Origin of the sequence: Virgibacillus proomii (assembly GCF_018916875.1) — a bacterium.
Taxonomy (GTDB): domain Bacteria; phylum Bacillota; class Bacilli; order Bacillales; family Amphibacillaceae; genus Virgibacillus; species Virgibacillus proomii_B.
Genome location: NZ_JAHLNO010000018.1, coordinates 14,032 through 29,554, shown reverse-complemented (window position 1 = coordinate 29,554; position 15,523 = coordinate 14,032). Strand labels below are relative to the sequence as shown.

Genomic DNA, 15,523 nt, shown 5'->3' with positions numbered 1-15,523 from the left:
AATGATGAATTATGTGCAACGACTCGGTCGGTCTCTTATGCTTCCGGTAGCTGTTTTACCAGCTGCTGCTATTTTAATGGGAATTGGTTATTGGATTGACAGCGACCAAGTAAACTCTTTAGCAGTATTTCTAAACAAAGCTGGGGCTTCCATCATTGATAATATGCCAATTTTATTTGCGCTTGGGGTTGCATTAGGATTAGCCAAAGATAGAGATGGTTCAGCTGCATTAAGTGGTCTTGTCGGCTACTTAGTTGCAATAACTTTGCTTTCTGTAGATACTGTTGCCTCGTTACAAGGGATAGAAAAAGAAAGTGTAAATGCAGCATTTGGAGCAATTGAAAATGTTTTTATTGGGATTATTTCTGGAATTGTTGCATCCATTATGTATAATCGCTTTAGTCATGTACAGCTGCCTGATGCATTGGCATTTTTCAGTGGTAAACGGCTTGTACCAATCATGACATCCGTAGCAATGCTATTTGTTTCCGGCCTTTTATTTTTCATTTGGCCTGTTGTCTATACCGCTTTAGTATCGTTTGGAACGGCAATTAGTGATTTAGGTGCTATCGGCGCAGGTCTCTACGGATTTTTTAACCGCTTATTAATTCCAACCGGCTTGCATCATGCGTTAAACTCCGTGTTCTGGTTTGATGTAGCAGGTATTGATGATATTGGTAAATTCCGTGATGGTACAGGTATCAAAGGTGTAACTGGTATGTATCAAGCAGGTTTCTTCCCAATTATGATGTTTGGTTTACCAGCTGCCGCGCTTGCTATGTACCATACAGCAAAAACAAGAAGAAAAAAGCATGCAGCTTCATTACTATTAGCAACAGCATTCGCAGCATTTTTTACAGGTGTTACAGAGCCGCTTGAATTCTCGTTTATGTTCTTGGCTCCTGCACTTTATGTTGTTCACGCATTGCTTACAGGACTTTCTTTAGCGATTGCTGCTTTCTTCCAATGGACATCTGGTTTTGGCTTTAGTGCCGGGTTTATCGATTATGTCTTAAGCTATCCATTACCTCTGGCTAATAAACCATATATGTTAATTGTCCAAGGCTTAGTATTTGCAGTCATTTATTACTTCCTCTTCCGCTTCCTAATTAAAAAGTTAGACTTAAAAACACCAGGAAGAGAAGATAATGAGTTATTAGAAGAAGAAAGTGTAGATGAAATCAAGTCTGATCAACGCTTTGCTAAAATGGCAGCACAAATTTATGACGGACTGGGCGGGGATACTAATGTGGCATCCATCGAGAACTGTGTCACCCGTTTACGTGTTGAGGTAAGAGATATGAGTAAAGTCGATGAAGCAAAAATCAAAGCTACTGGTGTACCTGGTATCAATAAAGTTGGCGCTAAGAGTATCCACGTTATCGTTGGTACAAATGTTCAATTTGTTGTAGATGAAATTGATAAAATTCGAAAATAACAACAAAAACAGAAGTTGCTAGACAAGTAGCTGCACACAACGCAAAGCCGATCTAGTTACTATTAATCAGCCTTTCTGCCAGATAGACAGAAAGGCTATTTAGATTGTTTTAAAAGTCTTTCAAGTGTAAAAGATCATTTCCGTGAGCTGAACAGTTCCAGTAAGATATTAGCTCTGATTTGGTTTTTATTGAAAAAGTATGATCAAGTTACCCTACGAAATTACGCTGAAGAAGCTATTTTCGTTTATGCTCTGTGACTTTTTCTGCCAAAAAACTATCCTATAATTATCCATATACTTCCTGTATACTAAAAGTAAAGGAGGAGAAACATATATGTTTAAAAAACTATTTAACTCCAATAAGTATTGAGTCAGCCAAGGTCGATGCGAAAATAAATAAAACAGACTTTATACCTGTAGAAACCGTAGAAGGTATATTGGAAGTAGAAGGCGGAAACTCTGAACAACAGATTGATAAAATCTATGCAAGTATCTTAACGAATTATACTGTGGAAAGTAACAATAAAGAATATACCAATAATCGACATATGAAGAACAAAGACTTCTTTACAGACCTGTTTGAATTAGATGAGAGTAAAGCGACTATTCACTACGGCCTTGATGATTTCGATGATTTATCAGATAAATTAGCAGCATTAATCAAAGAAAATATGTAATGGTTTTCACTTTGTTAATCAAAGGTGGTAAAGCTTATACAAATAAACTTTGCCACCTTTTTCTATGTCCAAAATTGTATCAAACACTCATCGCAATTATATAAATAGTCACATATATTCAATTAATGGTAAAATTATGTGTTTTTTTGAAACCGTTCACAATCACTTTTAACGGTGTTATAATAAACATTCCGCACTCTATCAAGCCCGATTTGATAGATAGTTAAACTACCAAAAAACCACGCGTATTAAACGCATGCCTTTCATTTATTATAAAGTTTCATACAAGGGGGAATCTAGCAATATGAATCAATTTACAATTTGGAATTTAATGATTGATTTTAGTATAATATCCGCTTTACTTTTAGTTGGTACGATACTTCGGGCAAAAGTTAAATGGATTCAATCTTTGTTTTTACCTGCTAGTATGATTGCCGGATTTATTGGACTTGCACTTGGCCCAAGCGGCTGGAACCTTCTACCTTTTTCGGATCAGCTCAACACCTATCCTAGTCTTTTAATTGCAGTGATATTTGCTGCCATCCCAATTGGTGCGGCAAAAGTCCATATATCAGAAGTGTTTCAACGCGTTCGTAATATGTTCTCCTATTCCATGATCCTCATCTTATCGATGTGGGGAGCAGGAGCATTATTCGGAATACTCTTTTTAAATCCATTATTTTCTAATTTGCCAAGTGGCTTTGGCCTGATATTAGGAGCGGGCTTCGTTGGCGGTCACGGGACAGCAGCAGCAGTTGGAGAAGGCTTTGCTCATGCCGGATGGAACGAGGCAACGGATCTTGCTATGACCTCAGCTACAGTTGGAATTTTAGTTGCAGTACTGGGAGGTTTGTTTCTCGTCAAGCGCAGTACAGAACAAGGAAAAACCAAATTGATTACTAGCTTTAAAGATCTACCAAATGAATTACAATCGGGACTAATCCCACATCATAAGCGTTCCTATATGGGGGTCGAAACTGTATCTCCCAATTCAATTGATCCATTCGTGTTACATGTAGCTGTTATAGCGTTTGTTATTGGAATAGCTTATTGGATTACGAACATACTATCTGATTTAATGCCAGCAGTATCTGTTCCATTATTCAGTATCGCTTTTGTCGTCGGACTTTTATTTCAATCCCTTAGCCGTAAAGTAAAAGCAGATGATTATATTGATCAACGAGTCATGGAGCGAATCGGCGGAACAGCAACTGATTTCCTTGTAGCTATTGGTATAGCATCCATTAATCTTACGGTAGTTATGGATTATGCTCTGCCACTTATTATTCTGTTTGCTTTCGGGATCTTATGGGCATATATTTTATTCCGTTTTGTGGGTCCCAATATATTTCAGGACTTCTGGTTGGAAAAATCCCTGTTTGGTTGGGGCTGGAGTACGGGTACAGTAGCAATGGGACTTGCTCTTTTACGCATTGTTGATCCTGAGCTAAAAAGTAAAACTCCGGAAGATTATGCACTGGCTTATATCGGTGTTGCACCGACTGAAATCGCCGTTATCACCTTTACACCAATCCTGTTTGCCGCCGGGCTCACGTGGGTCATTCCGCTTGTTCTTTTACTCGGTACCGCAATTATCATCGGAATTTACAAATATGCAGGTTGGTGGGGAGCTGGAGAAAACAACATTGATGAATATGAAATGCCGAGCTAGTAGTTAGCTCGGCACTGGTAATTTCGTTTATACAACAGCTGGACCTACTAAGGAAAGCGGCTGTTTACCTAAAATGAGACCTGTTAATTTTCCATATCCTATTTGCTTATACGCATCTAATAGTTGTTTTAGATCATTAACTTTTTGATCTCTTTTTAACTTGTCTATTTCTTCATAATACACTTTTAAAATGTACTCGTCATGCACTTTTGGGCGAAACTTGCTTGGGTCTTCATCCATAATGATACAACCCATATATTGGAAGTTAAACTGTAATTGTCTTGTTAAGTGAATAATACGTAAAAATTGCTGGTATACTTCTGGTTTAGTTGCTTTAAATGTTGCAATTGCCCGTTTTGCTTGAACTAGCTCTTCATAGCTTGACGTAATGATCAATTCTTATCTCCCCTTCTTTCTTATTCATCCCAAGGCTTTTTTACTGATAATTTAGCAACTAAATCCTTATTTTGCTGACGCTTCAGCTTACGGATTTTTGCCCTTTCTTCTCCAGTCTCATAGAGAAATTTTTCCTCTTCTGACTCTGGAATGATTCCTGGTACCTCTGTTGGTTTTTTGGTTTCATCTAATGCAACAAAAGTTAAGAATGCCGTAGCTGCAATTCGACGCTCAGCTGTTATCATATCTTCTGCAATCACTTTACAGAAGATTTCCATAGAGCTTCTACCTGTATAACATACAAAGGATTCAATACATACCGAATCACTTTGTCGAATTGGCGAATTAAAGTTCACTGAGTCTGTAGAAGCGGTCACGCACTCCCTTACTCGTGCATGTCTCCTTGCTGACAAGGTGGCACATGCATCTAACTTCTTCATTAAAACTCCACCGAACAAAGTGTGGTAATTATTTAAATCATTAATCAAAACTTGATCGTTTTGAACGATTCGCGTATCTTTACACTTTTTCGTGCGCATTGTATCACCTTATCTATTCATTTTTACTCTTTCCTACTCCATCTATTATATTCCCCAATGATGGTTTTCGTAAAATGCCGATATTAGATGCAATGTATAACAAAATGTTATGTAAACGATTTCTTGATATTCACTGCCTTTGGAGGATGGATAAAGTGAAACTTCATTCAGTAGGAGTTTTCTTCCATTTCCTACTGAATGTTAGTACCTAGAAGGGTATGACCTAAAGGCCCTTGAACGAATCGGGCATTTAGGTGCCATTTTCTTCCACTTAGACCCTTTTGTATCATCTTAGGTCTTGAAGTGAGAGTCTTACGGCACCTTACATGCGGGATAAAAGGTGAAAATAAAAAAGACGGTGTTTAACTTGATTCGTATGTGCAAAAAAATCGTATTAGAAAAACTTGGCTTGTCGCCAATTCTTTAGCGAAAGCTGTAGTTTTTCTTATACTATAAACCCTAAAATTTTATACTTTCCTATAGTGTAAAAAAAGACCTCCCCTATAAGAGAAGATCAAAAATCAGATTAATGTTTCCTTAGCAAATCGAATAAATTCCTGCATGACAGAGGAAAGATGTCCATCTTTTTTCCAAATTAATGCTAATTCCCATTTGATCGTTGGATTAGCAACAGAAATAGACGTAACATCATCTGTTAGCTCTCTACAAGTACTATCTGGTAAGAAGGTAATCCCAACATTGGATGCTACCATTTCTTCAATGAAATCCAACTGTGATGTCTCCAAAATGATTTTAGGCTCAAATCCTGTATCCTTACAAGCAGCAACGATACTTTCACGTAAGGAAAAATCATTATTAAACATAATAAAGGATTCTTCTTTCAACTCGTTTAATGTAATATCCTTTTTATGCGCGAAACGATGGGTAGCTGGAACAATCAATTTTAATCCTTCTTGAATAAATGTATAAGAGGCAAAATCATCCTGTGTAGGTAAAACGACGACTCCAAAATCCAACTCGCTTTCGTTCACCTTTTCTTCAATGCGTTTCGATCCATCTTCTTCCAATTGAAACGTAATATCTGGATATTTTCGATGGAAGGAGGCAATTAATTGCGAAAAGAAAAATGCATTTGTAATAGATGGCAATCCAATACGCATATGGCCTTTTTTCAGTTGTTGAAATTGCTCTAAATCAAATAACATCGCCTGATATTGTTTATCTATTTTTTTAGCATGTTCATGTAATTCTCTACCGGCTTCTGTTAACACTAATTTTCTTCGTGAACGGATAAATAATGGAAATCCAAGTTCTTCTTCAAGTGATTTAATAATTCGACTAATCGCTGGCTGTGTGATGTACAATCGATTCGCAGCTTGTGTAAAACTCCCTGTTTTCGTAACTTCCATAAAATACTGTAAATGCTTGATTTCCACTTTCCTTCTCTGCTCCCCCTAAATGATTATTGCCTTTTATAAAAAATTGACTAGCCAAGCCTTTAACACAGACCCTTGTCTAGTTACGTACCTTATACGTTAATTTTTTCACTGTCGAGCCTACTTCTACGCTAGATTTCAGATTTTATTCATGTCTAAAATTACGTTTCACCTCTTGTAACAAAGCGCTTTCTTTTTTTAGCGGTACACAACAAACTTTTTAGATTAGCATGTAAAAACAAATTATCTTTACATCGCTAATTTCAGAGTAATAATTTAAAAAAAGCTATCCATCATGTAGAAACCGGTATAATTTCCAACGCAATAAAACATACTAGCGGCAAACCTTTGACACTGACCACCACCTGCTAGTTTTTAAACTGAAAAATGTTTGCATCAGTGAGTTAACTTCTACACTATTATTTTAAATTCTCATATAATGTTAATTTACTCGTTTAATAAGAAATAGTTACTTAAAATATGCCCTAAATGTCTCAATAAAAAAATTTGGATGAAGCTTTTACTGTATACGTGTAACACCTTTTAACGTATGGAAGTATAAATTCCCCCTTACTTTAGCAGTTTTTCGATAAGAAAAATCCATCACATCTGCCATATCAAATTCACGATTTGTGTAACTACTTTATCTTCATAGAACAAAAGCTAGAAGCGCTTGGAGTACAAACGGCAGAGCTTCTGAAGCGATAAAGTGAAACTTCAATCCAGGAGTGCTTTTCTCCTTGAAAAAGAAAAGCACTTTTTCTGCGTGCGGTGTATTGCTGTCGTAGTTTATCTGTCCTTGAAAAAGGAAAGCACTTTTTCTGCGTGCGGTGTATTGCTGTCGTAGCTTATCTGTCCTTGAAAAAGAAAAGCACTTTTTCTACGTGCGGTGTATTGCTGTCGTAGCTTATCTGTCCTTGAAAAAGAAAAGCACTTTTTCTACGTGCGGTGTATTGCTGTCGTAGCTTATCTGTCCTTGAAAAAGAAAAGCACTTTTTCTGCGTGCGGTGTGTTGCTGTCGTAGCTTATCTGTCCTTGAAAAAGAAAAGCACTTTTTTCTACGTGCGGTGTATTGCTCCTGTACTGTTACCCGAACAGATTAGAGATTTATAAATTTCTTATCATGTTCGACCATCATAAGCGCATTTTTGAAATGAGAATAATACCGCTTCTTTCATCCGGGATAAAAGAAACATGCCTCTAAAACAGGGGTATGCTATGTTGGGAGGCAAGCCCGCTTTTAGCTGGCCTTCCTTTAGATTCGGGCTGATGTTAACTTATCGTAAAAAGAAGGTCGGAGTTTGCTCAACTTGTGCGCTTAGGCTAGACGACGAGGCTACTTTTAATAACAATGATAAAGTTTTATAATTTCCTAAGCAATAAATACAACATCCGCTCATGTTCGATATCTATTTGTTCTAGACTAGTCACCCTTATACCTTGATATAAGCCTGTTTCGCTATAAAGCTCATAAAACCCTCCTCGTACTAAGAATAGTCTGGCGTTAATATAATAGTAACACAATTCTTTTATTTACATATTTATGAAGGTTTATAATTATTATTATTATTGCTAAACTATTTATCAAACTCTCTTTGTTTTTTACTTTAATTTACGTCGACAGTGCAGCCAGCTACAGCTTTTTTATATTTTATCTTTACTTTCATCAAATTTTCACATTCCTATTTTATACTAGGTGAAGATTTGGTATGAATTTGGAGGACAGCGTATGCCATCAACTACCGTGCTAATGACGATTGCGATTAATACAATAAGTATTGCTGCTGGCTTAGCTATTTATTATATAAGCAGCAAACTGGGAGTTTCCGAAAGAAAAAAAGTAATTGAGCAATTAACTTCTTATATCATTAATTTTGTCCTATTTATATGGCTGGCAAAAATTATATGGCAACTCCCCTTGTTTATCTCAGATCCTGTTGCTGTATTAGCTTATCCAAGTAATGCCCAAGCCTTTTATTTGGCGATTTTCCTGTTACTCATCCAAATAGGCTATCATCGTAAAAAGCGTGGTCTGAATATCCAATTATTGTTGCTTCATCTCATTCCAGTATTACTTTCAGCATCTTTCACCTATCAATTTATTGATATCGTTTGGCTTAATAACCAATTTGCTTGGGGAAATTTTCTATTAATGATGTTCTTGCTTCTGTTATTTTTACGTTTACGAGAACGGCTGCAACAGCGTACACTGATCATCACCATCACGTTATGTTGGGTAATGGGAAAGCTGATTCTGAGCAATCTATTGCCATATACAACCATGTTCGGATATATGATCCATCCACTACTTTATATCATTGTTGGTATGATTTGCATGATTTTATTTGTAATTAGAAGAAAGAGGGTGTCTTTATGACAGCAACAGCTGATCTAACAATCTGGTTAGCATTAGGGGCAGGAATGCTTTCATTTCTTTCCCCCTGTACATTACCAATTTTTCCAGCGTATTTATCATACATAACCGGAATGAGCGTTAAAGAACTAGAAACAAATCATCATGTAAAGATAAGAAGCAAACTGCTTATTCATGCTATTTTCTTCTTGCTGGGTGTATCACTCATCTTTATCAGCCTGGGAATAGGGGTTTCATTCTTAGGTCAATGGATACAAGGACTATTAGCTGGGGAATCCGGCGAATTTATCCAACGAATTGCTGGGATTTTTATTATTATCATGGGATTATTTGTTGGTGGCTGGTTAAAAATTACTTCGTTTATGAAAGAGAAGCGATTTCAATTTACGAAAAAACCAGTCGGCTATTTAGGTACTATTTTTGTTGGAATGGGCTTTGCTGCAGGTTGGACACCTTGTATTGGACCAATTTTCGCGTCCATTTTAGTCGTTGCAGCTGCTAACCCGACACAAGGGGCATGGTATACGCTCTTTTATGTTATTGGTTTTGCGTTGCCATTTCTCATGCTAACTTTTTTCCTTGGTTCAACACGGTGGATTGTTAAATATAGTGGCATTATCATGAAGATTGGTGCAGTTATTATGATTCTTATGGGAATACTATTATTTGCCGGATTAATGCCAAGAATTTCCGCATTTTTATTAAATCTTGTAAAAGATACATGGCTGGTAAACTTAGGTTAGGAGGAAGTTTTTATGAAAAAAGCGATACTCATTATTATTATTGTAGGAATGTTTGGTTGGGCGCTTTATGATTTTGTTTTTTCCTCAAATGATACGGTTCGAGAGACAAACGGCTCAGACAGTTCCGTTTCAAGTAATAAAATAACATCTGAAGTCAATCAAAGCAATGAGACCGAGAAAACAGGCGATGCCAGTAAGGAGGGGCTGGAGGTCGGTAATACTGCTCCTGACTTTAAGCTTCCTACTCTGGAAGGTGTAACGATTCAATTATCCGATTTGCGTGGTGAACGAGTAATGATTAACTTCTGGGCTACATGGTGTCCGCCATGCCGTGCTGAAATGCCTGATATGCAAAAATTTTACGAGAACAAAGATGTCAACATACTAGCCGTAAATTTAACGGAAACGGAAGGAAGCTTAATCAATATCCAAAATTTTGTGAATGATTATGATCTTACATTCCCTATTTTAAAAGATGAAAACACCGAAGTAGCCAACACATATCAAATTCAGCCAATACCTACTACCTTTATGGTCGATAGCAAAGGAGTTATCCAATTTAAAGCATTTGGCGCAATGAACTATGATTTGATGGTACAAGAATTTGAAAAAATGGAATAGCAGTTACCGTATGAAAAAACGCTTTACAAATGTAGCATCACTATTTGAAACAAGCAATTGCATTATAGTATTATTTCCTCCTCTAACTCGTTAAACTAATGTTGAGGTGAGATCATGAAACAAACAATTATGGTCGTTGAAGATGATAAAATGATACGAAACCTGATACGTATTTATTTAGAAAAAAACGGCTACGAGGTTGTAGAAGCGGCTGATGGCGAAGAAGCAAAGACTGTATTTTTAAAGTATTATCCCTGTCTTATTATTCTTGATTTAATGCTTCCTAAATTAAGTGGTGAAGCTTTCTGTAAATGGGTGAAGGAGCAAGAAAATGGGGAAGTCTCTATCATCATGCTGTCAGCAAAAACAAGCATTGAAGATAAAATAACCGGCTTAAGAATCGGAGCGGACGATTATATGACAAAACCTTTTGATCCAAATGAGCTCATCGCACATATAGAGGCAGTATTACGCCGTACTGGTCAGTATTGCCAAAAAATTGTAAGTAACGGCCTTTGCATCAAACCAAGAAAAGGTGAAGTGCTACTTCATAATAAGCCAATTCAGCTAACAAAATTTGAATTTAACTTGCTTTATGTTTTTATGCAGCATCCTAATATTGTTCTTTCTCGAGAACAGCTTGTCAATGAACTCTACCCTCATTCAGAAAATAACGTGATGGATCGAACCATTGATGCACATATTAAAAAATTAAGAGAAAAAATTGAGGAAGAGCCTGCCAAGCCAAAACGAATCCAAACTGTACGCGGAATGGGGTATAAATTTGTCCAAGCTAATTGAAAAAATAACCAACTTCCTACCAGTTAGTTTTTTTTGGCGATTGGCATTTTTGTATTTCTTAGTTATTGGTGTTGCTTTGTTTATTAGCGGCTGGGCGCTTTATAACACTGCCTGCTTTTTAGCTGCAGGTGTTGGAAACCTTGATGAACTCAGGCAGCAGCAATTTAATCAAACATTGTTAAGCTATGTATGGTTATTTGTCGCGATCTCTATTTTCATCGCATCTGCTCTGTACTTTTATTTAACGAAACGCTTATTAAAGCCTATTCGTAGCCTTTTAGAAGCGACTCAACTATTAAAAAAAGGGAAATATCCTAATCCGATCCCCATCGTAAGAACTGATGAAATTGGTCAGTTAGTCCAACAATATAATGAACTAATCGCACAGTTAAATCGAAATGAAGCAGATCGGAAAAAACTTGTTTCAGATATCTCCCACGAATTTCGTACACCTCTATCCAATCTCAGCGGTTATTTAATGGCTTTGGAATCTGGGGATATCGTCGGAGATCAGAAATTATATGCAGCACTCTACCAAGAATCACAGCGTCTTACTTCCTTATTGGATCAATTTGACCAATTAAAACAATGGGATCAAACTACCGCAAAAACATATACTGGAAAAGAGATAACTTCGATAAAACCACTCTTAGAGCAATGCGCTTCTATGTTTCGGTGGACATTAAAACAAGCAAATATGCAATTAAAACTTCATGTGGAGGCTGCAGATTTATTCATTCACTCAGAAGGAATACAGCAGGTAGTTAGTAATCTATTAGACAATGCAATCCAATATTATAAGGGCTCAGGCGTAATTCGTATTCATGGAAGCAAAGAGGAAACATGGTACAGTATTGCTGTCTCTGGTCCAGGTGTGCCAATACCGGAAACGGAAAAGGATAAGATTTTTGAACGTTTTTATCGCCTTGAATCATCACGTAGCAGGGACACAGGAGGTGCTGGATTAGGACTCGCAATCGCCAAGGAGATTGTTGATAAGCATCATGGAAAGATTTGCGTTGAATCTTCCTCTCATGGGAAGAATACATTTTATGTAAAGCTGCCGATAAAGAGGGAAATAGGAGGATCTACGTAAAAAATTATCTCCAAGTAGTTGAACGTGTTCAAACCCTAAAAATACTAGCCTCCATTTTCCCCTAACTCCTAATGTACGGATAAACTGCCAATTATTATTAGAAAAACTTGGCTTGTCGCCAAGTCTTTAGCGAAAGCTGTAGTTTTTCTTATACTATAAACGATAAAATATTATACTTTCCTATAGTAGAACAAAATGCACATGCTCGGTTAGCAACATACAAACGCCGAGCTTCTGACGAAAAAAAGAGAAACTTCATTCAAGAAGTGCCTCTCTCCTTGAAAAAGAGGAACGCTTTTTCTGCGTACGATGCGTCGCTGACGTAGCTTCCCTCGTCCTTGAAAAACTGTGATGCGTCGCTGACTGTCCCTGAAAAGAAAAAACGCTTCTTCTGTGTAGATATGTTGACGTTAGTCCTTCTTGTCCTTGAAAATTCGCGATGCTTATTCAAGAAGCTTTCCTTATCTTGTCGACTAAGAACCAATCGGACATTTGACTCTCCGTTATCCCCCATCTAGACTTCTTCAAAAAATTTAAAAGATCTCCGTACAGTCGAAGAAAAAGAAAAAAATACATTCAGATTTCTTTATCATGATGTAGCCGGAAAAGGCAGCCACAATGAATACGGAACCTACACTCGGAATGGCAAAAAAAAAATATATCTTTACTCTCTTATCAAGATATCTATGACTTTGAAAAAGTAACAGCATTTGTCGGAACAATTGAAACATTTCCAGAAGAAGTGATGATGCTCGAAAAAAAGCGTGAATCATCACTTAATGATCTTCCATGAATAATATTTATGGATGAATATGCACTGGTGTCCCAATTGGTACAAGTTTAGAGAGTTCTAAAACATCCTTGTTATACATCCGTATACATCCACGGGAAACGTCTTTTCCAATTGATGAAGGACGATTTGTTCCGTGGATTCCATAATGTGGTTTAGAAAGTCCCATCCACATGACACCAAATGGTCCTCCAGGATTAGGCGCCTTATTTACTATTGTATAGGTTCCAACTGGAGTCGGGGTTAGCATTTTTCCAACACCAATTGGATATCGCTTTACTACACGCCCATCTTGCAAAAGCGTCAACATATGCTTTAAGACAGAAACATCAATTGAGTATGCCAAACAAACCACCTCCCTAGCGTATTTTATGTAGAATATGTGATGAAGTGAAACTTGAATTTCGACAGCAAGGAAAGGATTGATTAATCCGCAAAAAGAAGATGTCATCTTAAAAACGAAACAGTTTGTTTTTCAAGAATTAAATGGGGACGCAAGCGATCACGATTGGTGGCATATCGTCCGAGTGGCGAAAATGGCAAAAACTATTGCCCTTAAAGAAGGAGCAGATCTTTTTATCTGTGAAATAGCAGCATTGCTTCACGATATTGCAGATGAAAAATTGAATAAAAGTGCAGAGAAAGGCTTGTAAAAGGCTTGTAAAGGGTAGAAAAATGGTTGGAACCTTGTCAGCTGGAAGCAGCTGTTAAAGCACAAATCATGACAATTATTGCTACCCTTTAAGGGCGGTGAAGATCCTCCAGTTGAATCGGTGGAAGCAAAAGTCGTTCAAATGCCGATCGTCTCGATGCAATCGACGCCATCGGCATTGCTCGAACAGTTGCCTTGCTGGTGCAAATAAACAACTTATCTATGGCCCTCAAATTGAGCTGAAAACAACAATCACAAAAGAAGTATACCGTAAAATAAATTCAACATCCATTCATTACTTTTATGAAAAACTGTTAAAGCTAAAAGACTTGATAAATACAGATTATGCAAAAAAATCGTAGCCGCAAGATATCAAAGGATGGAAGGTCCTCTTACTCCCCAAGGTGGGGGGCAAGACTTGCCAATTAGATGTGGGATAAATTTTTTTCACATTTCATCGATTTAATTGCTCAAGATATACATGAAATTGCAAACTTCGGAAAATACTAGAGAAAATGAGATCCAAAAGGAGAATTAAAATGAACATAACAAGATACTGCCGATTGGTCCTATTTTTTTCTTGCTTATTTCTTTTCTTATCTGGATGCAACAATAACGACGCGACAGAGCCTTCGAAACAGGACAGCAACCTGATGACCCATGATGCTGAAAATCAGCAACATGTAGAAGAACTTGAAGGGGGATCAGAATTAGCAAGCAGAGAGCAAAGACCGGTATCATTTTGGACACTGCAGCGCGAATATCCTAATAGAATTGCAATTCGAGCAAACAATCCAAAAAAGATGGCCATTACCTTTGATGACGGCCCGAGTCAAAAGTACACACCTCTCATATTAGATACTTTAAAAAAACATAACGCAAAAGCGACTTTTTTCATGATGGGATCAAGAGCTGCAGCTTATCCTGATATTGTAAAACGTATTCATGAAGAGGGGCATGCAATTGGAAATCATTCTTATTGGCACCCAAATTTAAGTGAAGTAAATATTGATCGAATGAAAAAAGAAATTTCAGATACGGAAAATACGATATCACAAATAGCGAATATAAGACCAAGGTTATTTCGGCCGCCATATGGCAATTTAACCCGTGAACAAGTAAAAGTATTGGAACAAATGAATTTATCTGCAATCATGTGGTCAGTTGATTCCTCAGACTGGCAACAGCTTTCGGCCGAACAAATTCAAAAAAATGTCCTAAGCAATATTCATCCCGGTGCCGTTATTTTATTTCATGATGGCGGTCATTGGACACAAGACTTATCTGGTACAGTAGAAGCATTGGATATTATTATTCCGAAACTACAAAATGATGGCATAGAACTAGTAACCATTCCGGAACTTTTTCAGATAGAAGGACAAAAATAATATTCGCTTTCCTCCCGTAGAACAATCCTATAGCGAAGCATTAGTGAAGAAATAGCAGTTTGTAAAAAGCTCCCTTTTATAAAGTAACATTATAAAGTTAGACAGGTTATTTGATTATACCACTTCTAAGGTCTGAATTCGGTATTGCACCGAGTTCAGACCTTTTCCTATATTAAAGCAAATCATTCATATGCACCCATTATATCCCTAGTTGGTGGTCATCTGGATTAGTAGGTGCTTTATTATAATTATTTCATTTACTAGGTTGCACACAAAATAATATTCGTTTAATAGTGTTTTTCAAAAACGATTCTATATGGGTTGATACTGTTCCATACATATTCTAATTATATGGTTGACCATCCCGTTAGAAAATTATAAGAAAAGCACCTTCAATTTTAAAGATGGTACTTTCGAAGTTTATTATTGCCTCGTTTATTAATCTTGTTTTTATAAAACGTAATACCAGATTGATAACGCATGACATCAATGCCGACATACGCATTTAATTGTTTATGATTCTTGAAACGTCGAATATCACGTATTTCGCTAGTGAGGCGAACTGCTATTGCTTTACCGATACCAGGAAAAGAAATCAACACTTGATATCCAATTCGTTCTTTCGATAGCTCTTCCATTTGTTTTACAATTATTTGTTCTTTTTTCTTATTTAAGTTCCCGATTCGTTTGGCATAATCACGTACCTGTTCACAACGTACATCCTCTTTCGAAATCGCCCGATACGAATCTTTCGCAGCTTCTAGTAAGGCTTTTCCTTTCGCTTCAGCACATGCAAAAGATAGGTTTTTTTTTACGTGTGTTTACTTTTAAACGATTGCGAATAATTGTTTTTGAACACGCAAGTTCTTCATCTGGATGTGGATAGAGTTGGATAATATTTAAAAAGAGTGCAAAGCGTTTAGAGAGTAGTTTCTCTAA

Annotated in this window: 16 protein-coding genes; 10 read left to right on the top strand and 6 right to left on the bottom strand. The window is 36.9% G+C overall.

The genetic code is table 11. The annotated features are described in order from the left end of the window. Position 1: 1 nt before the first annotated feature. The 3 genes from nagE to KQI21_RS06840 all read left to right on the top strand — a co-directional run bounded on the left by nagE (position 2) and on the right by KQI21_RS06840 (position 3,787). A complete protein-coding gene (nagE, locus tag KQI21_RS06850) occupies positions 2 to 1,438 on the top strand; it encodes an N-acetylglucosamine-specific PTS transporter subunit IIBC (protein ID WP_216483453.1) in 1,437 nt (478 codons plus the stop codon). A gap of 254 nt (positions 1,439 to 1,692) precedes the next feature. After that, positions 1,693 to 2,115, top strand: coding sequence for a sporulation protein (locus KQI21_RS06845; protein ID WP_216483452.1), 423 nt, complete (start codon positions 1,693 to 1,695; stop codon positions 2,113 to 2,115). A 304-nt stretch (positions 2,116 to 2,419) separates the two neighbouring features. Further along, a complete protein-coding gene (locus KQI21_RS06840) occupies positions 2,420 to 3,787 on the top strand; it encodes a sodium/glutamate symporter (protein WP_216483450.1) in 1,368 nt (455 codons plus the stop codon). Positions 3,788 to 3,814: 27 nt separating this feature from the next. Here KQI21_RS06840 and KQI21_RS06835 read toward each other — a convergent pair whose 3' ends face one another. From KQI21_RS06835 to KQI21_RS06825, 3 genes are all read right to left on the bottom strand, one after another. Next, positions 3,815 to 4,183 (bottom strand): hypothetical protein, encoded by a 369-nt coding sequence (locus KQI21_RS06835; protein ID WP_216483448.1) that lies wholly within the window; start codon positions 4,181 to 4,183, stop codon positions 3,815 to 3,817. A 20-nt stretch (positions 4,184 to 4,203) separates the two neighbouring features. Further along, positions 4,204 to 4,722 carry an acyl-CoA thioesterase gene (locus tag KQI21_RS06830; protein ID WP_216483447.1) on the bottom strand — a complete coding sequence of 173 codons (519 nt, stop codon included), beginning with the start codon at positions 4,720 to 4,722 and terminating at the stop codon, positions 4,204 to 4,206. A 521-nt stretch (positions 4,723 to 5,243) separates the two neighbouring features. Then, positions 5,244 to 6,119, bottom strand: a complete 876-nt coding sequence (locus tag KQI21_RS06825) for a LysR family transcriptional regulator (protein WP_216483445.1) — start codon at positions 6,117 to 6,119, stop codon at positions 5,244 to 5,246. Between the two features lie 1,729 nt (positions 6,120 to 7,848). Between KQI21_RS06825 and KQI21_RS06820 the strand changes: the two genes are divergently transcribed. From KQI21_RS06820 to KQI21_RS06800, 5 genes are all read left to right on the top strand, one after another. Further along, a complete protein-coding gene (locus KQI21_RS06820; protein ID WP_216483443.1) occupies positions 7,849 to 8,496 on the top strand; it encodes a hypothetical protein in 648 nt (215 codons plus the stop codon). Beyond that, a complete protein-coding gene (locus KQI21_RS06815; protein WP_216483441.1) occupies positions 8,493 to 9,236 on the top strand; it encodes a cytochrome c biogenesis CcdA family protein in 744 nt (247 codons plus the stop codon). The genes KQI21_RS06820 and KQI21_RS06815 overlap by 4 nt, the downstream gene beginning before the upstream one ends. 12 nt (positions 9,237 to 9,248) lie before the next feature. Beyond that, a complete protein-coding gene (locus tag KQI21_RS06810; RefSeq protein ID WP_216483439.1) occupies positions 9,249 to 9,857 on the top strand; it encodes a redoxin domain-containing protein in 609 nt (202 codons plus the stop codon). A gap of 114 nt (positions 9,858 to 9,971) precedes the next feature. After that, entirely contained in the window at positions 9,972 to 10,658 is a 687-nt protein-coding gene (locus tag KQI21_RS06805) for a response regulator transcription factor (RefSeq protein ID WP_216483438.1), read from the top strand. After that, a complete protein-coding gene (locus KQI21_RS06800) occupies positions 10,642 to 11,754 on the top strand; it encodes a sensor histidine kinase (protein WP_253291347.1) in 1,113 nt (370 codons plus the stop codon). Before KQI21_RS06805 ends, KQI21_RS06800 begins: the two co-directional genes overlap by 17 nt. Before the next feature lie 259 nt (positions 11,755 to 12,013). On the opposite strand, the gene KQI21_RS06795 is transcribed toward KQI21_RS06800, so the two are convergent. Both KQI21_RS06795 and KQI21_RS06790 read right to left on the bottom strand, forming a co-directional pair. Next, on the bottom strand, positions 12,014 to 12,268 hold the full coding sequence (locus tag KQI21_RS06795) for a hypothetical protein (protein WP_216483437.1): 255 nt from the start codon (positions 12,266 to 12,268) through the stop codon (positions 12,014 to 12,016). 286 nt (positions 12,269 to 12,554) lie between these two features. Next, on the bottom strand, positions 12,555 to 12,890 hold the full coding sequence (locus tag KQI21_RS06790) for a L,D-transpeptidase (RefSeq protein ID WP_216483435.1): 336 nt from the start codon (positions 12,888 to 12,890) through the stop codon (positions 12,555 to 12,557). Positions 12,891 to 12,966: 76 nt separating this feature from the next. Between KQI21_RS06790 and KQI21_RS16085 the strand changes: the two genes are divergently transcribed. Together KQI21_RS16085 and KQI21_RS06780 are read left to right on the top strand one after the other, a co-directional pair. Next, complete coding sequence (locus KQI21_RS16085) at positions 12,967 to 13,197, top strand: HD domain-containing protein (protein WP_253291346.1); 231 nt, start codon at positions 12,967 to 12,969, stop codon at positions 13,195 to 13,197. Positions 13,198 to 13,735: 538 nt separating this feature from the next. Continuing rightward, complete coding sequence (locus KQI21_RS06780) at positions 13,736 to 14,584, top strand: polysaccharide deacetylase family protein (RefSeq protein WP_216483433.1); 849 nt, start codon at positions 13,736 to 13,738, stop codon at positions 14,582 to 14,584. 398 nt (positions 14,585 to 14,982) lie between these two features. On the opposite strand, the gene KQI21_RS16080 is transcribed toward KQI21_RS06780, so the two are convergent. Then, complete coding sequence (locus KQI21_RS16080) at positions 14,983 to 15,222, bottom strand: transposase (RefSeq protein ID WP_253291345.1); 240 nt, start codon at positions 15,220 to 15,222, stop codon at positions 14,983 to 14,985. Between the last annotated feature and the right edge of the window lie 301 nt (positions 15,223 to 15,523).